Source organism: Streptomyces sp. F63, assembly GCF_018070345.1.
In the GTDB taxonomy this organism is placed as follows: Bacteria; Actinomycetota; Actinomycetes; order Streptomycetales; family Streptomycetaceae; genus Streptomyces.
This window is the reverse complement of sequence record NZ_JAGPXX010000002.1, coordinates 127,606-149,900: the sequence shown is the minus strand read 5'-3', so window position 1 is coordinate 149,900 and position 22,295 is coordinate 127,606. Positions and strand designations below refer to the sequence as shown.

10 protein-coding genes and 1 pseudogene are annotated in these 22,295 nt (G+C 71.1%); 9 read left to right on the top strand and 2 right to left on the bottom strand.

Features of this window, described 5'->3' with window-relative positions; translation table 11 throughout:
* Positions 1-317 precede the first annotated feature (317 nt).
* The 5 genes and pseudogenes from KBZ10_RS02780 to KBZ10_RS02765 all read left to right on the top strand — a co-directional run bounded on the left by KBZ10_RS02780 (position 318) and on the right by KBZ10_RS02765 (position 11,598).
* Positions 318-9,590, top strand: coding sequence for a DNRLRE domain-containing protein (locus KBZ10_RS02780; protein ID WP_210985848.1), 9,273 nt, complete (start codon positions 318-320; stop codon positions 9,588-9,590).
* 23 nt (positions 9,591-9,613) lie between these two features.
* Positions 9,614-10,111: a hypothetical protein gene (locus tag KBZ10_RS02775; RefSeq protein WP_210985847.1), complete on the top strand. Its 498-nt coding sequence runs from the start codon at positions 9,614-9,616 to the stop codon at positions 10,109-10,111.
* A gap of 12 nt (positions 10,112-10,123) precedes the next feature.
* Positions 10,124-10,284 (top strand): annotated as a pseudogene (locus KBZ10_RS29080) (IS630 family transposase); the annotation flags it as partial.
* Positions 10,285-10,811: 527 nt separating this feature from the next.
* Positions 10,812-11,090, top strand: coding sequence for a hypothetical protein (locus KBZ10_RS02770; RefSeq protein ID WP_210985846.1), 279 nt, complete (start codon positions 10,812-10,814; stop codon positions 11,088-11,090).
* Complete coding sequence (locus KBZ10_RS02765) at positions 11,062-11,598, top strand: hypothetical protein (RefSeq protein ID WP_210985845.1); 537 nt, start codon at positions 11,062-11,064, stop codon at positions 11,596-11,598. Before KBZ10_RS02770 ends, KBZ10_RS02765 begins: the two co-directional genes overlap by 29 nt.
* Positions 11,599-12,045: 447 nt before the next feature.
* Here KBZ10_RS02765 and ppdK read toward each other — a convergent pair whose 3' ends face one another.
* Positions 12,046-14,790, bottom strand: coding sequence for a pyruvate, phosphate dikinase (gene ppdK, locus KBZ10_RS02760; protein ID WP_210985844.1), 2,745 nt, complete (start codon positions 14,788-14,790; stop codon positions 12,046-12,048).
* 339 nt (positions 14,791-15,129) lie between these two features.
* Here ppdK and adhE point away from each other — a divergent pair, with 339 nt between their 5' ends.
* On the top strand, positions 15,130-17,979 hold the full coding sequence (gene adhE / locus KBZ10_RS02755; protein ID WP_247701715.1) for a bifunctional acetaldehyde-CoA/alcohol dehydrogenase: 2,850 nt from the start codon (positions 15,130-15,132) through the stop codon (positions 17,977-17,979).
* 134 nt (positions 17,980-18,113) lie between these two features.
* Complete coding sequence (locus KBZ10_RS02750) at positions 18,114-19,013, top strand: universal stress protein (RefSeq protein WP_210985843.1); 900 nt, start codon at positions 18,114-18,116, stop codon at positions 19,011-19,013.
* 308 nt (positions 19,014-19,321) lie between these two features.
* Here the strand turns inward: KBZ10_RS02750 and KBZ10_RS02745 are convergent, their stop codons facing one another.
* A complete protein-coding gene (locus KBZ10_RS02745; protein WP_210986100.1) occupies positions 19,322-19,759 on the bottom strand; it encodes a hypothetical protein in 438 nt (145 codons plus the stop codon).
* A gap of 483 nt (positions 19,760-20,242) precedes the next feature.
* On the opposite strand from KBZ10_RS02745, the gene KBZ10_RS02740 reads away from it, so the two are divergent.
* The gene (locus tag KBZ10_RS02740) at positions 20,243-20,683 is read left to right on the top strand and encodes an SPW repeat protein (RefSeq protein WP_307847153.1); all 441 of its coding nucleotides are present in this window, start codon (positions 20,243-20,245) and stop codon (positions 20,681-20,683) included.
* 304 nt (positions 20,684-20,987) lie between these two features.
* On the top strand, positions 20,988-22,139 hold the full coding sequence (locus KBZ10_RS02735; protein WP_210985842.1) for a PP2C family protein-serine/threonine phosphatase: 1,152 nt from the start codon (positions 20,988-20,990) through the stop codon (positions 22,137-22,139).
* The last annotated feature ends 156 nt before the right edge of the window (positions 22,140-22,295 follow it).

The window sequence follows — 22,295 nt, the reverse complement described above, 5'->3', positions numbered from 1 at the left end:
TCCCCGCGTTCATCTCGACTTGATCACGGCGGGAGCCGTTCAACGTCGGTCGGAGCCCGATGTCCTGAGAGCCCGTTTGCCCCTGTGGCACCGGGGGAACGGCCCTTGGAGGGCCCGTGAACCACTTGCGAAGGTCGAACATCTCGGTTGATCTCGTTACAAAAGCGTTGTCATGGGCATCACTGCTGACGTTGCTGATCATTTAACGTGTACGCCACTCGGGTGCTTCACGCCTTCACAGCGCGCATCCGTCTGTCCTGCATCTGGCCGGTCGCCCCCTCACGCGGGCGATCGGCCTTGTGGTTTGAAGGAGTGCTGTGCACAGCCGACCTCGTCAGCGCACGCTTCCGGGCTTCCGGCGCCGTCACCCCGGCGGGCGCCCGGCGCGCGCCGTCGGCCTGACGTCGGGGAGCGTGCTGCTGGCGCTGTGCGCGACCCTGCTGCCGCCCCCCGCGCTGACCTCGGTGGCGCGGGCCGCGCCCTGGTCGGACACCGAGGCACCGACGCAGCGCACGGGTACCGCGGCCGGCAGGAAGCACGAGGTCGGTGCCGAGCGCACGGACGCCAACGGCAGCAACAGCATCGATTCCGCCGACCTGAAGGCGGCCAAGGGGGCTCTCCCGCTCCACGAGAGCGGCCCGGGGTTCACTCCGGTCGAGCCGGAAGCGAAGCCGGAGGCCGTGCGGCAGGCCGCCGAGGGCGACGCGGTTGCCCCCACGGGCTTCGACGGCGAGAACAGCGTGGAGGTGAGCGGCGAACGGGGCTCCAACATCAAGGAGTTCCGCAACCCCGACGGCACGCACACCACTCGGCTCTACACCGAACCGGTGCACTACCAGGACGGCTCCGGCACCTGGCAGGAGATCGACACCTCGCTGGTCCCGGCCGGCGAGGCCAAGGGCGGCCAGGCCGGCGACGCGAGCGGCGCCGACCGCCTCGCCGCGGCATCCGACGACACCGGGCTGACCCTGGCGTCCCGCGGTGACGACCCCGCACTGGCCTCGATGAGAGTCGACGGCGGCGACCACGGCGTGGAGTTCGGCGTCGACGGAGCTTCCGACGCCGCCGCCGAGGTGCACGGTGACGCCGCTCACTACAAGAACATCCGGCCGGACTCGGACGTGGTGCTGGAGGCGGACCACGGCGCGATCAAAGAGACGATCGTCCTCAACTCACCCGACGCACCCCGTGAATGGACCTTCCCGCTCGGTCTCGACGGACTGACACCCGAGATCAACGCCGATGGCGCCGTACTGCTGCGCGACGCGGCGGGCGAGGCCCAGGCCGTGATCCCGCAGGGCTGGATGGAGGACTCCTCGCACGACCCGGGAACCGGTGGCCCGGCCCTGTCCGGCGGCGTCACCTACAGCCTGGAGCGGCAGGGGGACCAGTGGGCCCTGAAGGTGGCGCTGGACGACGCCTGGCTGGACGCGCCGGAGCGTGAGTACCCCGTGCGGGTCGACCCCAGCGTGGACGACATCGACACCAACGGCGACTCCTTCGTGCAGGACGACTGGCCGGACGAGAACTTCGCCGGGGACGACGAACTCAAGATCGGCAGCTACGACGGGGGCGGGAGCCGCGCGATCAGCTACATGCGGTTCAACAACGTCAGCAGTCAGCTGAAAAACCGTTACATCCTCAATGCCGACCTGGGACTGTTCAACGTCTGGTCGTCCAGCTGCACCGCGCAGAAGATGACCGTGCACCAGGTCACCGGGGCATGGAGCTCCACCACGGTCACCTGGAACAACCGCCCGCCGAGCTACAGCGACGTGATCGCCTCCGACTCCTTCGCCCACGGCGAGAACTGCGGAGGCTCCAAATGGCGGGTCATCGACCTCGGCAAGAAGGGCACCGACCTGGTCCAGGACTGGGTCGAGGGCACCGCCGCCAACCACGGCCTGGCGCTCTGGGCGGACTTCTCCACCAGCGGCCCCTGGAAGCGCTTCGGCAGCGCCAACTCCGCCAATAAGCCCTACATGGCGATCACCCACAGCGCGTGGGGCGCCAAGTACAGCGTCGGCTCGCAGACCGAGCCGCTGACCGGCCACCAGGGCGGTGAGGTCTCCGTCAACGTGAAGAACGTCGGCGACTTCACCTGGGAGCCGCTCGGCTGGAACGAGGTGCGGCTCGGCGCACGGGTGCGCGACTACGACACCGGCGACCTGCTCGACGCCGTCGCGTTCACCCGGCTCACCGAGCGCCTCACGCCCGGCGACGACGCGACGCTCAGCGCCCGGATACCACCGCTGCCTCCGGGCAAGTACAAGATCAATTTCGATATGCAGCGGCTGCGCGGCCAGAAGTGGTTCTCCGGCCAGAGCGTCCCGGTCGCCACCGTCACCGTCACCTCCCAGGACGTCGGGCCGAGCATCACCGACATCTACCCGCACCCCGGCGGACAGGTCGGCTCCCTCACCCCCGCGCTGTTCGTGGACGCCGAGAGCCTCGACCACTACCCGTCGGGCGCCGATCTCGACTACTGGTTCGAGCTCTGCGAGGGCACCACCGACGTCCCCGTGAACTGTGTCGACTCCGACTGGGTGGAGCACCGCACCTGGACTGTCCCGTCCTCCACGCTCAACTGGGGCGAGCAGTACGTGTGGCGGGTCAAGTCCCGTGAGGCCACTACCGAGGGACCGCTCAGCCCTTACTACACCTTCACCACTGCGGTCGAGCAGCCCGCGATCACCTCCCACCTGGGCGGCCGGGGCCTGGACGGCGCGGGCCGCGAGGTGGACCCCGGCATCGGCAACTACACCACCACCGATACCGACGCCCAAGTGGCGACCGTGGGACCCGGCCTGACGGTCACCCGCACCTACAACAGCCGCGACCCGCGCTCCGGCAACGCCTTCGGGGCGGGCTGGAGCACCCGCTACGACATGCGGGCCGAGCCGGACGGCGACGGCACCGGCAACATCGTGATCACCCTGCCCAGCGGCCGGCAGGTGCGGTTCGGCAAGAACCCGGACGGCAGCTACGCACCGCCCTACGGCAGTTTCTCCACCCTGACCGCCCGCACCGGCGGCGGCTGGCGGCTGACCGACAAGGCCCGGACCGGTTACGTCTTCGACGACGCCGGGCGGCTCACCGAGGTGACCGACTTCCGGGGACGCGAGCAGACCCTCGCGTACAACACCGAGGGCGAACTGACCACGGTCACCGCGACCGGCGGCCGCGCCCTGCACCTGACCTGGGCGGGCAGCCATGTGACCACCGTCACCACCGACGCGCCCGACGCCACCACCGACCCGCTCACCTGGACCTACACCTACGACGGCGACCAGCTCACACAGGTCTGCGGCCCCGAGGACGCCGCCGGTGCCTGCACCGCCTACACCTACGGCAACGGCTCGCACCACCGCACAGTCGTGCGGGACGCCGGGCCGTTCTCGTACTGGCGCCTGGACGAGGAGGCGGGTGCGACCACGGCGGCCAGCGATCTGCTGCTGGACCGGGACGACCACGCGGGCACCTACCGGAACGTCCAGCTGGGCACCTCCGGCGCCCTGGCGGGAAGCCCGGACACCGCGGCGACCTTCAACGGCAGCACGTCGTCCGTGCAACTGCCGGACCAACTGGTCTCCGACACCCCGTATCTGACCGTCGAACTGTGGTTCCGCACCACCGGCAGCGGCGTCCTCCTCAGCTATCAGGACCACACCCTGGAGGAGAACACCCCCGGCAAGTACACCCCCGCGCTCTATGTGGGCACGGACGGCAAGCTGCGCGGCGAGTTCTGGAACGGCGCCACCGCGCCCATCACCTCGGCCGGCACGGTCAATGACGGCAACTGGCACCACGCCGCGCTGACCGCGGCGGGCAATACCCAGACCCTGTACCTGGACGGCGCCCGGGCCGGCAGCCTCAGCGGTGACATCACCCAGTACGACCAGCGCTTCGTCTACCTCGGGGCCGGCTACTGGAACAACTGGCCCGCGACCTCCGGGACGACCGGCCACTTCGCCGGAGACATCGACGAGGCCGCGGTCTACGCCCGCCCGCTGGGCGCACGCACCGTCGCCGAGCACCACGCCTCCCGCGCCACCGCGCAGCAGCTCACCAAGGTGACGCTGCCCAGCGGCCGGGTGCACTCCCAGGTGAGCTACGACACCGTGCGCGACCGCGTGTCCTCCTACACGGACACGAACGGCGGCACCTATCGGCTCTCCGCCCACCGGCTCACCGGCAGCGGCGGCAAACCCGCCACCGACGACCAGGCGGCGGTACCCGAGAAGCCCACCGTGACCGTGACGGTCACCGATCCCGACGACCGGACGTCCAGCTACACCTACGACCCGCTCCAGGGCAACCGGCTGGTCGCCCAGACCGACGTGGCCGGCAACACGGCCGGCTTCGCGTACGACACCGGCGGCTTCCTGGCGGCGACCACCGGGCCCGACGGCACGGTCACCCGCCTCGGCCACGACGCGCGCGGCAACAAGATCTCCCAGACCACGTGCCGGGACGCCGGGGACGAGGCCACCTGCCACACCTCGCACTTCAGCTACTACCTCAACACGGCCGATCCCCTGGACCCGCGCAACGACCAGCTGACCGCCGAGCGGGACGCCCGTTCGACCAGCGCGACGGACGACACGTACCGGACGAGCTACGGCTACAACAGCCATGGCGACCGGGTCTCCACCACGACCCCGGCCACCCCGGACTTCCCCTCCGGCCGCACGGAGACCCACACCTTCACCGACGGCACCGAGACCGCGGTCGGCGGCGGCACGGTCCCGGCCGGGCTGCTGTCCACCACGACCAACGCGCGCGGCGGCGTGACCGAGCGGTCGTACACCGCGGCCGGCGACCTCGCCGTGGTCACCGACCCGGCCGGTGTCGTCACCGATTACACGTACGACGCGCTCGGCCGGGAGACCGGCGCCACGGTGACCTCGGACGCGCAGCCGAGCGGCGTGACCACCACCACGGTGTACGACGGCGAGTCCCGCCCGGTGACGGTCACCGAGCCCGAGACCACCAACCGGATCACGGGCGACCGGCACCAGGCGCGGACCACGTACACCTACGACGCGGACGGCCGGGTCCTGAAGGAGTCCGTGTCCGACCTGGCGGGCGGCGACGCGACCCGCACGGTGGAGCGCACCTACGGCAGCCGTGGCCGCCTGGCCACGCTTACCGACGCGGCTGGGCGTCAGGAGAGCTACGGCTACGACGCCTACGGCCACCAGACCAGCCGCACCCTGCCCGGCGACCGCGCCTACCACTACACCTACACGGCGCTCGGCCGGCTCGCCGAAGTCACCCTGACCGGCTGGACCGGCGACCCGAACAACCCGTCCGCCGCGGCCGATGTGGTCCTCGACTCCTACGCGTACGACCCGGCCGGACGGCTGGCCGAGCACACCGACGCGATGGGCCGCACCACCCGGTACACCTACTACGATGACGGGCTGCCCGCGCAGGAGATCCTGTCCGGCTTCCACGACCCGGACGGCTCGACCCGCGACCTGGTGCTGAGCGACCGCACCTACGACGCCGCCGGGAACCTGGTCGGTGAGACCACCGGCAACGGCGCGGTCACGACGACGTACGAGGTCGACGCCGCGGGCCGCACGACCGCCGAGGTCCTCGACCCCGGCGGCCTGGCCCGGCGCACCGCGTACACCTACGACGCGGCCGGCGCGGTGCTCTCCGCGACGTACTCCGGCGCGGGCGGCACCCGCACCGAGAACGTCCGCTACGAGCGCGACGTCACCGGGGCGGTCACCCGCCGGACGGTGGAGAACGGTACCGACGACCTCGTCACGACCCGTGTGGTCGACGACCGGGGCCTGGTGGTGTCCGAGACCTCACCGCGGGGCAACGTCACCGGCGCTGATCCGGCGGCGCACACCACGGACTACACGTACGACACGCTCGGCCGCCTGACCGAGACGCGCTCGGCGCCGGTGACGGTCGAGACGCGGCAGTCCGCGGCGGCCACCGCGCGCCCGGTCACCACCGTCGGCTACAACACCTTCGGTGAGGCGACCGACGCCCGCGGCCCGAACGGCGAGGTCGTGCACACGGCGTTCGACGCCCTGGGCCGCGAAGTCGGCACCACGCTGCCGGAGTACACGCCGCCGGGCGCCACGTCGCCCCTGACGCCCGAGATCACCCGCACGTACGACGCAGCCGGCAACCTGGCGAGTGAGACGGACGCACTGGGCAAGACCACCGCCTACGTCTACGACCAGCTCGGCAACCTCGCCAAGGTGACGCGGCCGGCCCCGTCGGAGGGCGCCTCCGCCCCGGTGGCCACCTTCACCCACGACCTGCTGGGCGAGCGGCTGTCGGCCACCGGCCCGGCCGGCGCCCGCACCGAGGCCACGTACGACGACCTCGGACGGCAGATCACCACGACCCGGATCGAACGCCGTCCGGCACCGGGCGCGTTCACCACGACGCTCACCTACGACGACGCGGGCAACCTGCTGTCGACGACGAGCCCGACGGGCCTTGAGACGTCCGGCGCCTACAACGCGGCCGGCCAGCCGACCACGGTCACGGACGCGGCGGGCGGGCAGACGGCGTACTCCTACGGACCGACCGGCCTGGCGGCGTCGGTGACCACCCCGCAGGGCCGTACGACCCGCACGTCCCACGACCTGGCGGGCCGGACGACCACGGTCACGGACGAGGACGGCACGGGAGCGGTGCTGCGCACCCGCGGCTCCGCGTACGACGCGGACGGCAACCCGGTCGAGGCCACGAACGAGCTGGGCCACACGGTCGAGCAGACCTTCGACGCGCTGGGCCGGCTGACGAAGCTGGTCGAGCCGGTCGACGCGGACACGTCGATCACGACGACGTACGGCTACGACGCGGCGGGCAACCGCACGCGGCTGACGGACGGGCGGGGCAACACCACTTGGTACACCTACACCAGCCACGGCGAGCCGGAGTCGGTGGTGGAGCCGTCCACCACGGCCCACCCGGACGCCGCGGACCGCACCTGGACGACGGTGTACGACGCGGCCGGCCGGCCGGTGCGGGAGCTTCAGCCGGGCGGGGTGACCCTGCAACGCACGTTCGACGCGCTCGGCCGCCTCACCGAGGTCACCGGCTCCGGCGCCGAGGCGTCCACGACACCGGACACCTTCGGCTACGACGCGGCCGGCCGGCTGACCTCGGCCGGTGCGCCGGGCGGCACGGACACCTTCACCTACGACGACCGCGGCAACCTGCTGTCCTCCGACGGCCCGTCCGGCACGGCGAGCTTCGGCTACGACGAGGAGGGCAGGCTGACCGGCCGCACGGACGCGGCGGGCCAGGCCACCTTCGGCTACGACACGGCGGGCCGTCTGCGGACGGCGGCGGACCCGCTGACACAGGCGACGCGGACATACGGCTACGACGCGGCCTCGCGGCTGACGTCGATCGGCTACGGCACGAGCGGCGCCACCCGGTCCCTGGCCTACGACGCGCTGGACCGCCTGACCTCGGACACCCTTGAGGCACCGGGCGGCACGGCCACGGCGTCGGTGGGCTACGCCTACGACGACGCCTCCCGTCTGACGGGCAGGACGACGACGGGCACGGCGGGTTCGGGCAGCCAGTCCTACGGCTACGACCGGGCGGGCCGCCTGACGAGCTGGACGGGCGCCGACGGCACGGTCACCGACTACACGTGGGACGCGGCGGGCAACCGCACCGGCGCCGGAGACGTGACGGCGGTCTACGACGAGCGCAACCGCCTGCTGGCGGCCGGGGACGTGACGTACACGTACTCGGCGCGCGGCACCCGCACCGGCAGCAGCGGCCCGGACGGCAGTCACACGGCGGCGTTCGACGCGCAGGGCCGGATGATCACCAGTGATGGCACGACGTACGCCTACGACGCGCTGGGCCGCCTGGTCGAGCAGGGCACGCGGACCCTGGCCTACGCCGACCAGTCCAACAACCTGGTCTCCGGCGGCGGACAGCTGGTCTTCCGCGGCCCGTCGGGCGAGGCGTTGTCCTCGGCGGACGCGGACGGCACGGGCGCCGCGGCGATCCTGTCCGACCAGCACGGCGATGTGACGGGTTCCTTCGACCCGGCCACCGGCGCGCTGGACGGCTCGGCCGGCTACTCGCCGTTCGGCGAGGTCACCGCGCGGACCGGGGCGACCGGCACGCTGGGTTATCAGGGCGAGTACACGGACCCGGACACGGGCCAGGTGAACATGCACGCCCGCTGGTACGACCCGGCCACCGGAGGCTTCTCCTCCCGCGACACCTGGACGCTCAACCCCGTTCCGTCCATCGCGGCCAACCGGTACGGCTACGGCAACGGCAGCCCGCTGCTGAACACCGACCCCAGCGGACACAAAGCCTGCCTTTGGGGGGTCTGCACGCCGACGTGGATCGATGACGGCATCCGGGAGGCCGAGCGATACGCCAACACAGCCGGAAGATTTGCGAAGAAGGGGGCGCGCTGGGTAGTCCGGCATCCTGGCCAGGTTGCCCGCACCCTCGGGAAACGGCTCCTTGGTCCCGTCGGCTGGTTCTGGGATTTCTACACCGCAGGGGGCACCCTCGGGGCCCACCCGTGCGAGCTGCCTGGTGGCCCGCCGTGCGGTCCCAAGCCCCGGCCGAAGAAGACGCCAGGAAACAACTACCGCACCGGCCCCTACCGGGGGAGTGTCATCAGCCCGAGTGGCCCCGGTTCCGGTCATGGCCCCGGCCCCGGCCCCGGCCTTGGCCCCGGCTCTGGCGGGTGCGTCTACGACTGCGGCAACGTCGGCCCTCCCCCTCCTCCGCCTCCGCCGCCGTGGGAGGACCTGATCGCCGATGCGCTCACCACGCCCTCCGCCCGGCCGAGCCCCGAGGCTGGGACCGACGCCGAACACGACGAGTTCGTCGACGACTCCTTCACCCTGTCGCTCAAGGAGCTCGAATTCTCCGCTGAGGATCTCGCGGAGTACTTCAAGCAGTTCCCCGACGGCAGCGGCTTCTGCGCCGGCGGCCTCCTCGGCCTCCAGTGCACCGGCAACGGCAACCTCCTCGACCCCGACACCGGCGTCGCCTACTGCAATCCCGGGGCGGGCTCGACACCCGGCAACACCTGCGTACCACTGCCCGCCGGCCCAGGACCGTTCCCCCGGGCTGATGCGTGTCCCCCCACGTACCATGTGGGGTCAGGCGGCTGTCCGGTCTTCCAGGGCACGTACAAAATTTCTGAAGCACAGAAGCGGAGCAATGTCGGGTTCCGATATCAAGAATATGTCACCGGTGCAGATGAAGAGCAGTGGTGGCAGCATAACGGGCAGTTGATCAAGGTAGACGGCGGGCCGGATGCGAATGGCTTCATCACTGAGGCGAAGTGGACTGGAAATGACCACCCTGGCTCCTGGAACAAGAGTCTCTATAACCCTTCGCATCCTCGAACAGTCTTCAATGAAGATACCGCGGTCGGCCAGGCGCGACGCCTCCTCGGATTGAATGGTGCTCTAGGCGGTAGCGGTGTCCGCTATGCTGTTTCAAATGTCAGTGGTGCCGCATTTTACCGGGCGGTCTTCCAGGAATGGTTCCCAGAGGAGATGGAAAGCGGTGCACTTCAGGTCTTTCATGTATCGACAGTGGGGATGAAATGATTTTTGACGTTGATCTGCAATCGGTGCTTGAGCTCGTAGAGGTGGCTGTACGGTTCGAACGTCCGTGGGACGCGGAGGAGATCTCGTCTGAACTCGTCGTTTCGGGCTGGGAACCGGTCGGTTCAGTGTCTCTTCCGTATCCGAAGCGCTTGGGGCTTGGCAGCCTTCTGTTGGGTATCGAATATGACAGGGACGCCGTAGCCGTCGGTGTTACGCTAAAGGAGTGGCAGGTCGATTGGAATTCGGCCGACTACATCAAGGCTGTATCCGAAGGGTATAAGGACCAAATCCATTACTGTCGGGAGCTGGCGAACCGGCTTGTTCAGCTACTTGGTCAGAAATTCTCGGTTGGGTCAGAAGACTTGGTGCTGGACAAGGACGAATTCCCCTTTGTGTACGTGGATTGTTGGAAGGTTGCCAACGTTCACGTCATCCTAGGTCTTGAGCATCTTGACCCCGATGATACTCCTATCAGGGTTTCGTTGTACCTGAGCCAGGGTTCCATGGAGCAGCCCAGCTGAGTTCCGGGGCGGCGCCGCTCGGCCCACCGCAGCGTCGTCGAGCTCGAACGGGACATCGCGGCTGGATCAACGAATGGAACAAGAACCCCAAGCCGTTCGTGTGGACCAAGACCGCAGACCAGATCCTCGAAACCCTCGCCGCATACTGCACACGAACTAACGAATCAGGACACTGGAATCCCACGAGCCGCCGAGTCGGTGGTGGCCGGCGCATCGACTGGAATTATGTCGAACGCGAAGTCGGAACGAAATTCCCCACGGATTTCGTTGACCTCTGTGAAGCATATCCACCATTCGTTCTCGATGCTTTCCTCTCTGTTCGCATCCCAAAAGTCGGCGGAGAGCGCAATTTTGTATCCGGAATTCGGCGGATGCTGAGGACACTGGCGTGCCTCCGGGGTGACGGAATGTCCCACGGCTACGTGCCAACGGCAACCTCCTCGACCCCGACACCGGCGTCGCCCACTGCAATCCCGGGGCGGGCTGGACACCCGGCAACACCTGCGTACCGCTGCCCGCCGGCCCAGGACCGTTCCCCCGGGCTGATGCGTGTCCCCCCACGTACTATGTGCTGGCGGGGCAGACTCCGGTACTCGTTCACAACAGCAACGGATGTCCTACGGGTAAGGCGCCTGAAGCTCCTACCATCGACATCGGCAACTACCGAGGTAGGTTCCAGGCGCACTTGCACCGCAGCGGCATGAAGCGGCTGCCAGATGATTGGGATGCCCACCATGCCATCCCGCAGGAGTATCGAAACCATCCGGAGCTTGGTGACTTTGATTTCGATGCGCCATCCAACATGCGAGGGGTGCCCGGCAGTAGGATGAAGTTTCGTGGAGCCAACGTCCATCAAGAGATAACCAACCAATGGAAATGGTTCCATGACATGAACCCGAACCCCTCGCGAGCTCAAATAGAAGACTTCGCGGGGCAGATTGATAGGGGATATGGTGCCTATTTCTGGGCCGAACGTTGATAGCTGGATCGATGAAATGTCGCGCCTAGCCTCACGGTTCGTCGCAGGGTTCGAGACTATGCATGGCTATCCGCCCGGTGAGCACTATGTGTCAAGATCCGCAGATGGCAGCGGTCGCGACGCGCTCGCTGCGGTCCTGAGCGACGCGGGTGCGAGGGATTTGATCGACTTCTATTCGCACGTTGCACAAATCTCCTTGCCTGATGTCGGTCCAGGGTTCTTTGTCGACGAGGCCGAGTATGTGGTTGAGGGAGTGCGTGGTGCTCAGCCAACGCAGGTGAGTAGCGTTCCCGATCGGACTGTCGCCGTGTTTGGCTCTGACGGTGGCGGCGCATTGTTTGCCGCCGATCGTCAAACCGGAGAGATTGTTCGACTGGAAGGCGGATCCCTCATCGGTGATATTTATGAGGTGGAAGAGTCCGGGGTACAGGTGATCGCGCGAGATTTCGAGGGATTCATGCAATTCCTGTCCGGTGAATTACTGCGACAGATTCCCTCCGGGGGATAGACAACTGATCGCGCCGAGCTGATGCCGAGTCCGGCATACGCGATAGCAATGCAGAAGCCCCGTCAGGTGTGTCCTGGCGGGGCTTCTGTATGGGGTGACGGCAGTAGTTGACGACAACGTCAGCGAACGAGGGCTCCGCACAGCACTCCGCGCGGTTGTCCACCTCCGAACCGGAGTTGGCACCGGAGCCGCCGGGCGCCGACCCGGACGCGCCGTACCGAGCCGGCGGCTCCGGCATGCCGGGGTAGGGATCGCTGGCCGGAAGGTCCGATCGGTGGGCAGGGCGACGACGCGACCAGGCCCCCGCCCTCCGTCCGCCGATGCCCGGACCCGGCCCTGACATGCCGGGTCCGGGCGCGGGGGAGGGCGGCGGACTGCGGGCGGGGCGGTGGGCCGGGCCCGGCTGCCCCGGGGTTCGGGGGCCGGGCCCGGTCGCCGATCGTCACGTCACTTCGTCGTGTCGGTGCCGTCGTCCGGGATCGCGGCGCGGCCGGCCTCCAGGCGGGCCACCGGGACACGGAACGGGGAGCAGGACACGTAGTCCAGACCGGCGCCGTGGAAGAAGTGGACCGAGTCCGGGTCGCCGCCGTGCTCGCCGCAGACGCCGATCTTCAGGTCCGGGCGGGCGGCGCGGCCCTCGGCGACCGCGATCTCCACCAGCCGGCCCACGCCCTCCCGGTCGAGGGTCTCGAACGGGGAGACCGGGAAGATGCCCTTCTCCAGGTAGGCGGAGAAGAACTCGGCCTCGACGTCGTCGCGGGAGAAGCCCCAGGTGGTCTGGGTCAGGTCGTTCGTCCCGAAGGAGAAGAACTCCGCGGCCTCCGCGATACGGCCCGCGGTGAGCGCGGCCCGGGGCAGTTCGATCATCGTGCCGATCGGGAGGTCCACCGTCACCCCGGACGCCTTGGAGACCTCGGCGAGGACCTCCTCGGCCTCCTCGCGGACCAGGCTCAGTTCCTTGACGGTGTCCACGAGCGGCACCATGATCTCCGCTCGCGGGTCGCCGCCGGCCCGCTTGCGTTCCACCACCGCCTCGGCGATGGCCCGCACCTGCATGGCGAAGAGGCCCGGGACGACGAGGCCCAGGCGCACTCCGCGCAGGCCCAGCATCGGGTTCTCCTCGTGCATCCGGTTGACGGCCGCCAGCAGTTCGACGTCGTGCGGCTCCGGGGTCTCCCCGCGCGCCACGGTCGAGGCGACACGCACCGACAGCTCCGTGCGGTCGGGCAGGAACTCGTGCAGCGGCGGGTCGAGCAGCCGGATGGTGACGGGGAGGCCGTCCATCGCGGCGAGGATTCCGGTGAAGTCCTCCCGCTGGAGCGGCAGCAGGGCCGCCAGGGACGCGTCGCGCTCCTCGTCCGTGGTGGCGAGGATCATCGACTCGACCAGCTTGCGGCGGTCGCCGAGGAACATGTGCTCGGTGCGGCAGAGGCCGATGCCCTGGGCGCCGAACCGGCGGGCCCGCTCGGCGTCCTCCGGGGTGTCGGCGTTGGCCCGCACCTGGAGGCGGCGCACGGAGTCCGCGCGCCGCATGATGCGGTCCACGGCCGCGACGACGGGCGCCGAGTCCTCCCCGGCAGCGGTGGCGGAGCCGGAGGTGGTGGCGGCGGTGGCGTCTTCCGCGATCCTGCCGCCGTCCTCGAAGTACCGCATGACGACCGAGTCGATCAGCGGGGCCGCCCCGAGGAGCACCGTGCCGGCCGAGCCGTCCACGGAGATCTCGGTGCCCTCCGTCACCGTCGTGCCGTTGGTGGTGAACCGCCGCGCCCCGGTGTCCACGGCCAGTTCCTCGGCGCCGCACACGCAGACCTTGCCCATCCCGCGGGCGACGACCGCCGCGTGGCTGGTCTTGCCGCCGCGGCTGGTGAGGATGGCCTGTGCGGCGATCATGCCGGGCAGGTCGTCCGGGGTGGTCTCCTGCCGGACGAGGACGACCTTCTCCCCGGCCGCCGCGCGCCGCACCGCCTCGGCGGAGTCGAACACCGCGACGCCGACGGCGGCACCGGGCGAGGCCGGGATGCCGCGCGCGAGGGTGGCGCCGACCGCGTCGGTGTCGAAGCGGGGGAACATCAGCCGGGCGAGCCGGTCGCCGGAGACCCGGGCCAGGGCCTCGTCCTCCGTGATCATCCCCTCGTCCGCCAGTTCGGAGGCGATGGCGAAGGCGGCCTCGGCGGTGCGCTTGCCGACCCGGGTCTGCAGCATCCACAGCTTGCCGCGCTCGATGGTGAACTCGATGTCGCACAGGTCGCGGTAGTGGTCCTCCAGCGTCTGGAGGTACTCGCGCAGCCGCGCGTACGAGGTGGGGTCGGTCCGCCCCAGCTCCTCCAGCGGAACGGCGTTGCGGATGCCGGCGACGACGTCCTCGCCCTGCGCGTTGGCCAGGTAGTCGCCGTAGATGCCGGGGCGCCCGGTGGCCGGGTCGCGGGTGAAGGCGACACCGCTGCCGGAGTCGGGGCCGAGGTTGCCGAAGACCATGCGCTGCACGTTGACGGCGGTGCCCAGGTCGTCGGAGATGTGCTCGCGCCGGCGGTAGATGCGGGCGCGCTCGCCGTTCCAGGAGTCGAAGACGGCGCGGATCGCCCGCTGGAGCTGCTCCTCGGGCTCCTGCGGGAACTCCTCGCCCGTCTCACGGCGGATGATCTCCTTGTAGGTCCTGGTGAGTTCCGTCAGGTCGGCGGCGTCCAGGTGCAGGTCGTCCGAGGCGCCGCGGCGCTCCTTGAGCGCGGCCAGCGCGGCTTCGAACAGGGCGCTGTCGACGCCCATGACGGTGCTGCCGAACATCTGGATGAGGCGGCGGTAGGAGTCCCAGGCGAAGCGCTCCTGCCCGGAGACCTCCGCGAGACCCAGCACGGAGCGGTCGTTGAGGCCGATGTCGAGGATCGTCTCCATCATGCCGGGCATGGAGAACCGGGCCCCGGAACGCACGGAGAGCAGCAGCGGGTCGTCCGCCTGCCCCAGCTTCCGTCCGGCGTCCCGTTCGAGCGCCGCCAGGCTCTCCGCCACCTCGATCCCCAGGCCCTCCGGCTCGGAACCGGTGGCCAGGAAGGCCCGGCACGCCTCGGTCGTGACGGTGAATCCCGGCGGCACGGGCAGGCCCATCCGGGTCATCTCCGCCAGATTGGCGCCCTTGCCGCCGAGCAGGCCGGCCATGTCGCGGCCGCCCTCGGTGAAGTCGTACACGTAACGGACCATGGTGGGGCCTCTTCCTTGGTGAGGACGTGCCTCCACGGTCGCCCCGGGCACCGGCGCCCCGACAGGTCCCTGTCGTCCCCGGGCGGGGGACCGATGGGCCCCAAGGTCCCCGCCGGCCCGGCGGTCCCGGCCGGGACCCGGCCCGGGGTCCCCTTTCGTACCCTGGTTTTGGAGCCCCATCGGCCTGCCGCGGCGGGACCTTCGGGACCTGTGGACCACCTCGTCGCTGCGGAAGTCTGATGGACGAGGGGCGGCAACCAGCCCCCGGGACACGGCCCCACCGGACCGAGCCCCGCGACCCGCACCGGTCACGCGACCCCACGACGGAGGCTCACCGCAATGACCCGACACGACGCCGGCACCCGGCCCGCCGCGAAGCCCGCCAAGGCCGCGAAGCCCGCCAAGCCCGCGAAGTCCGACCAGCAGTCCGCCCAGCCGGCCCCCGCCGGCGGCGCGGTCACCGGCCCGGCTTCCGGCGGCGCGGTCACCGGCCCGGCTTCCGGCGGCGCGGCGGTCACCGGCCCGGCTTCCGGCGGCGCGGCGGGCGGCGGCGCGGCAACCGGCAGCGTGGCAGGCGAACGCACCTCTGCCGTCGACGCGTTGGTGGCCAACGGCCTCAAGGCCCTCGCCGCGTACGAGCACCTGACGCAGGAGCAGGTCGACCACATCGTCGCCAAGGCGTCGGTCGCCGCCCTCGACAAGCACACCCAGCTCGCGCGGATGGCCGTTGAGGAGACCGGCCGCGGTGTCTTCGAGGACAAGGCGGCGAAGAACATGTTCGCCTGCGAGCACGTCACCCACAGCATGGCCAAGACCAAGACTGTGGGCGTCATCAGCCGCGACGACATCGAGGACCTCGTCGAGATCGCCGAGCCCGTGGGCGTGGTCGCCGCGGTCACCCCCGTCACCAACCCGACCTCCACCACCATCTTCAAGGCGCTCCTCGCACTGAAGACCCGCAACCCGGTGGTCTTCGCCTTCCACCCCAGCGCCCAGCGGTGCAGCGCCGAGGCGGCGCGCGTCGTGCGGGACGCGGCGGTGGCGGCGGGCGCGCCGGAGCACTGCGTGCAGTGGATCGAGCAGCCGTCCATCGAGGGCACCGCCGCGCTGATGCACCACGACGGCGTCGCGATGATCCTGGCCACCGGCGGCAACAGCATGGTCAAGGCGGCCTACTCGGCCGGCAAGCCCGCGCTGGGCGTCGGCGCCGGCAACGTCCCCGCGTATGTGCACCGCAGCGCCGTGCTCCGCCGGGCCGTCAACGACATCGTCCTGTCCAAGGCGTTCGACAACGGCATGATCTGCGCCTCGGAGCAGGCCGTCATCCTCGACGAGGAGATCTACGAGGCCGCGCTCGCGGAGTTCGCGAAGCTGCACGCCCACCGGGCCACCGCCGAGGAGAAGCGGAAGCTGGAGGCGTTCCTCTTCCCCGCCGGCGCCGGCGGCGGCGAGGGCTGCGAGGCCAAGGTCAACCCGGCCGTCGTGGGCCAGAGCCCGGCCTGGATCGCCGAGCGGGCCGGCTTCACCGTGCCGCCGGAGACCTCCGTCATCCTGGTCGAGACCGACCACGTCGGCGCCGACGAGCCGCTGACCCGCGAAAAGCTCTGCCCCGTGCTGGCCGTGCTGCGCGCCGGCTCCACCGACGAGGGCTTCGACCTGGCGGCGGCGATGGTCGCCTTCCACGGCCAGGGCCACAGCGCCGTCATCCACACCGCCGACGAGGAGCTGGCCGAGGCGTACGGCCGCCGGATGAAGACCGTCCGTGTCATCGTCAACGCGCCCTCCTCGCACGGCGCCATCGGCGGCATCTACAACAGCCTGCTGCCGTCGCTGACCCTGGGCTGCGGCTCCTGGGGCTCGACCTCCGTCTCGAACAACGTCTCGGCCGCCAACCTCCTCAACATCAAGCGCATGAGCACCCGTCACAACAATCTGCAGTGGTTCAAGGTGCCGCCGAAGATCTACTTCGAGCCGCAGGCGATCCGCTACCTGGCTTCCATGCCGGACGTCCACCGGATCACCGTCGTCACCGACGCCACCATGACCCGCCTGGGCTACGTCGACCGGATCAACCGTGTGCTGCAGCGCCGCCCGCAGCCGGTCACCGTCCAGGTCATCGACGACGTCGAGCCGGAGCCGAGCATCGACTCCGTGCAGCGCGGGGCCGCCCTGATGCGGGACTTCAAGCCGGACACCATCATCGCCCTGGGCGGCGGTTCCCCGATGGACGCCGCCAAGGTGATGTGGCTGCTCTACGAACAGCCGGACATCGACTTCGCCGACATGCGGCAGAAGTTCTCCGACATCCGCAAGCGGGCCTTCCGCTTCCCGGTCCTCGGCGAGCGCGCCCGCCTGGTGTGCGTGCCGACCACCTCCGGCACCGGCGCCGAGGTCACCCCGTTCGCCGTCATCTCCGACCCGGCAACCGGCCGCAAGTACCCGCTGGCCGACTACGCGCTGACCCCCAGCGTCGCCATCGTCGACCCGCTGCTCACCGCCGACCTGCCGCCGGCCCTGGCCGCCGACAGCGGCTTCGACGCCCTCACCCACGCCACCGAGGCCTATGTCTCCGTCTACGCCAACGACTTCACCGACGGCCCCGCCCTGCACGCCATCAAGCTCATCTTCGAGAATCTCGAACAGGCCGTGAACAACCGGGCCGCCAGCCCGGAGGCCCGGGAGCGGGTGCACAACGCGGGCACCATCGCGGGCATGGCGTTCGGCAACGCCTTCCTCGGCATCGTCCACGCCATGGCGCACACCCTGGGAGCCACCTTCCACGTCGCCCACGGCCGCACCAACGCGATCCTGCTGCCGCACGTCATCCGCTACAACGGCACCGTGCCGACCAAGCTCACGAGCTGGCCCAAGTACGAGAGCTACCGGGCACCGGAACGCTTCCAGGAGATCGCCCGCGCCCTGGGCCTGCCCGCCACCACCCCCGCGGAGGGTGTCGAGTCCTACGCCGCCGCGGTCGAGCGGCTGCGCGACGCGGCCGGCATCGAACCGTCCTTCAAGGCCGCCGGCGTCGACGAGACCGCCTTCCTGGAGGCCCTGCCGCAGCAGGCGCTCAACGCCTACGAGGACCAGTGCGCACCGGCCAACCCGCGCATGCCGATGCTCGACGACATGCAGGCCATCATGCGCGCCGCCTACTACGGCGACCGGGTCGCCCCGGCCGCCGGATAGCCCCGGCGGCCCGGCCGGGGACGGCGCCGTCCGCCCCCGGCCGGGACCGGCCGGACCGCACAACCGCACACGCACACCGCACGACCGCTGCACGCACCACCGCAGCACCGGATGGATCACTCGGGAGGAATGTCATGACCGCCACCGGCAAGAACGAAGACATCCGCGGCCGCGTCGTCGTCGGTTTCGACGGGTCGGAACCGTCGTTCCGCGCCCTCGACCGCGCCGCCGAGGAGGCCGTCCGGCGCGACACCGCGCTGGAGGTCCTGTGCGGCTGGCCGTGGAACCCGCCGCCGCTGCCCGGCGAGACCCCGCACGAGCCGCCGACGCTCGCCGAGGAGACCCAGGCGATGGTCGGCCAGGCGGTCGAGAAGGTCCGCGCGACCCACCCCGGGCTGGAGGTCATACCCGTGACCACCAGCGAGGCCGTCGTCCCCGCCCTGGTGCGGCACAGCGAGACCGCCGCGCTGACGGTGCTCGGCACCCGCGGCCACGGTGGCTTCACCGGGCTTCTGCTCGGCTCGGTCAGCCTCCGCGTCGCCGCGCACTGCGCGAGCCCGCTGATGATTGTCCGGGGTGAGGCCACCGACGCGGCCGCCCGCGGCACCGTGGTGGTGGGCGTGGAGTCCGACCAGGACGGCGACGCGGTGCGCTTCGGCTTCGAGGAGGCATCCCGGCGCGGAGCCCGGCTGCGGGCCCTGCACGCCTGGCTGTACCCGCCGCTGCCGGCCGGCGCGTACATGGGCGCCTTCGACGTCCCCCCGAAGGAGGGCGACGAGCGCCGCAAGGAGGCCGAGGCCCTGCCCCGGTACGAGGTGGCGCCGTTCCGGGCGGAGTTCCCGGACGTGGAGGTCATCCCGGACCACGAGTGCAACGCGGCGGCCCCCGCGCTGGTCGAGGCCAGCCGCACCGCCGACGTGATCGTGCTCGCCACCCACCGCACGCACCGGCACCTCGGGCTGCAGCTCGGCCCGGTCACCCAGGCGGTGCTGCACCACGCGCACTGCCCGGTCGTCCTGGTCCCGACCGACTGAGGCGCCGGCGGAACGCAGAAGGGAACGCATGACCGAGGGGAAGGACGGGCATCCGAACCGCGAGGCGGGCAGCGGTGGTCATCGTCACCGCGCCCGACCGCGCACCACGGCCGCCGTGCTCCGCGCACGGCGGCCGTAGCCGTTCCGGCGCCGTGAAGCATTCCCCGGCGCCCGGGAGTCTCGCAGAATGCCGGTGGAGCGCCGGCAACACGGGCACCCGTGCCCGTACAGCGCGATGAAGCACGAAGCCCCCGGAAGGACCGGACGACCCGAGCCGGGAGTCCCCGGACTCCGGGCCGGGGAGCACGTCAACGCCGGAGTTCCTCCGCAGTGCCGGTGCCGGGCGTCTCCCGCCCGGACGGCCCGGCCTGTTCCGGGCGGCCGAACCAGCCCGCCTCCGCCCCGTCCTCCGGGCCCCCCTTCCCGGCCTCCGGGCTCCCCTTCCCGGCCTCAGGGGCCTCCGCCTCAGGGGCCTCCGCCCCGGCCGCAGGGGTCCCGGCCGTCGCGCCGGGCCTCGGCCCGGGCTCCCGTCCGGGCTCCCGGGTACGGTCCCGGGCGCCGCCCCCGGCGTTGTCCGCCCGTCCCTGCTCCACCGCCCGGCGGGCGGGGCGCAGATCGCTCCAGTCCAGAGCGGCGCTCGCGGCGCGCTGCGTCTCCCGGACGGCGTCCCGGGTCGCGGCGAGCACGTCACCGTGCTCCTCGACGAGGAGCTGGTAGATCGGGGGGTTCGCGGTTGCCGTGGCCACGGTGGTGTTCCTTCGCTGTCGACGAGGGTGCGGGCGGCCGTGCGGCACGGGCCGGTCACCGGTCCGGCCGCGGAAGGCCGAGCACGCGCGTACCCGTGGCGCGCGCGGGCATGCCGTGTTCCCCTCCCCGTGTCTCCGCACACCACCGGCCGCGTCCCCAACTCACCTGCGCCACATGCCGGTACGGCCGGGCATGAGACGTGTCACACGGCGGGTCGTTCCCGGCGTTCGATCTGCGCCATCCCGGGATCGCGGTCGCCGGCCGGGCGGAGCACACGGCCCGCCGTGACCCGCTCGGCGCGGAGGAGGGCCCGGATGGCACCGGCTCCGGTCCCGGAGCACCGGCCGGAAGCGCACCGTGGCGGTCCGGACACGGACGGTCCGCCCGGCCCGATCCGGTGGACACGCCGCGTTTGGGCGGGAACCCCCTGGTTACGCCGTTAGTAGTAGGCACATCAGACGAAAGGGAAGGAGGGGTTCCAGGTGACTGCACAGACATCGTCGAGCATCGCCCAGCACCCCGACATCATGGCCCTGCAGGCCCAGTCCGAACGGGCGGTGGCCTCGCCGACCGCTCAGGCGGTCGAGGCCCTCAGCCTGCTGACCGGCCTCTTCATCGCCGCTTCGCCCTGGATCGTGGGATTCAGCGGCCTGACGGCGCTGGCGGTGACCAACCTCATCGCGGGTCTGGCCTTCGTCCTCCTGGCACGCGGCATGGGCGGCGACGCCTACGACCGCACGCACGGCATGAGCTGGGCGATGGCCGGTATCGGTCTGTGGACCGTCGTCGCGCCCTGGGTCGTCGTCGGAGACGTGTCGACGACCAGGACCCTCACGACCAACATCATCGCCGGTGGCGTCGCGGCCCTTCTGGCCTTCGCCACCGCGGCCATGGCGGGAGGCGGCCGACGGCAGCGCACGTAGGCGAACCGGCGGCCTGATCGGCGCCGGGTCCCCGGCCCGCGCCGGGCCCCTTCCCGATCGACCGGCATCGAACACCTCGCGGGGCGTGGCGCTCACGGCGTCACGCCCCTTCGCACGTCACGCCACTCCGCGCATCGCACGCCCCTCCCGGTCCCTGCGCGGCATCTCGTCCGTCTGGTGGCAACCGGCTGGCCGGAGCACCGGACGGGCGGGAGATTGGAGGCCGAGGACGTGCGCGGTGCGGGCCGGAGGAATCGGAGCCGGAGGCACGGACACCGGAAGGGCGAAAGGGCGGCACGGGCCGATGAACGACAGCAGCGGTGAGGACCCCTGGGAGCGCCTCCACCGCACCGGCCTGTTCGGCTGCGCCCCGTGGGTGCTGCCGTACGGGCTGATCCTGACCGGGGTCGTCATCAATCTGGTGGTGCCGAGGGGCACGACGGTCTCCGCCACCTATGCCGCCGCGCCGCTGGCGGCCGCGGCCCTCTGGACCCTGCGCGGCACGCTGACCGTGTCGGCCGTCGCGGTGGCGGTGATGTCGGTGAACGCCTTCTGGTGGGACAGAATCCCCACCGGGGAGGCGCTGGTCCGTCTGACCACGGTCGTCTTCGTGGGCCTGCTGTCCCCGCTCATCAACAGCGCTCTGCGGCGCAGCGTCGTCCGGCTCGCCTCGGCCCGCCGGATCGCCGAGGCGGCCCAGATCGCCGTCCTGCCGACACCGCCCGCCCGGATCGGCCACCTGTCCGTCGCGGTGCGGTACGAGGCGGCATACACGGGCGCCCGCATCGGCGGCGACCTGTACGCGGTGCAGAGCACGCCGTACGGGACGCGGATGGTGGTGGGGGACGTCCGCGGCAAGGGGCTGTCGGCCGTGGACGCCGTGACCGTCGTGCTCGGCGCCTTCCGGGAGGCGGCCGAGCGCGTTCCGGACCTGCCGGAGGCCGCCGAATGGATCGAGAGCGCACTGCGCCGGGAGGCCCGGCAGCGGGCCGGGACGGAGGAGGACGAGGGGTTCGTCACGGCCGTCCTCGCGGAGGTCCCGGCCGGCGAACCGGACCGGCTGCGGATCGTCAACCGCGGCCATCCCCCGCCCCTGCTGCTCCTGCCGGACGGCACCGTGCGGCCGCTGGAGCCGGGATCGTACGCGCTGCCGCTGGGCCTGGCGCTCGGCGAGGAGCCGGAGGACGGCGGCGCCGTGGTGCCCTTCCCGCCGTCGGCCACGCTGCTGCTCTACACGGACGGGGTGACCGAGGCGCGGAACTCCGAGGGCGCCTTCTACGACCCGGTGGCCCGGCTGAGCGGCCGCCGCTTCCCGGGGCCGACGGCTCTCCTCGACGCGCTGCTCGAAGACATCGAGGCGCACACGGACGGGAGGTCGGCCGACGACATGGCCCTCCTCGCCGTCGCCCGTGACCCCCCGGGCACCGGTTCCGCCGCTCCCGCACCCGCGGGCTGACCGCCGCCGCACGGCGCGATCCGCCGGGACCCACGGCGATCCGCCGCGCTGCCCCGCGGCACGGCGCGCGGGACGCGGCCGCGGCCGCCGGCCGTCGGCCCTCCGACCCCGCCGTGGCTCTCCGGCACCGCCCCGCACACCCCGCGCCCTACCGCC

Bases quoted from the DNA above. Each gene is read 5' to 3' on its own strand.
- KBZ10_RS02770 (WP_210985846.1), top strand. From the start codon at position 10,812: ATGAAGCGGCTGCCAGATGATTGGGATGCCCACCATGCCATCCCGCAG.
- KBZ10_RS02765 (WP_210985845.1), top strand. From the start codon at position 11,062: ATGGTGCCTATTTCTGGGCCGAACGTTGATAGCTGGATCGATGAAATG.
- ppdK (WP_210985844.1), bottom strand. From the start codon at position 14,790: ATGGTCCGTTACGTGTACGACTTCACCGAGGGCGGCCGCGACATGGCC.
- adhE (WP_247701715.1), top strand. From the start codon at position 15,130: ATGACCCGACACGACGCCGGCACCCGGCCCGCCGCGAAGCCCGCCAAG.
- KBZ10_RS02750 (WP_210985843.1), top strand. From the start codon at position 18,114: ATGACCGCCACCGGCAAGAACGAAGACATCCGCGGCCGCGTCGTCGTC.
- KBZ10_RS02735 (WP_210985842.1), top strand. From the start codon at position 20,988: ATGAACGACAGCAGCGGTGAGGACCCCTGGGAGCGCCTCCACCGCACC.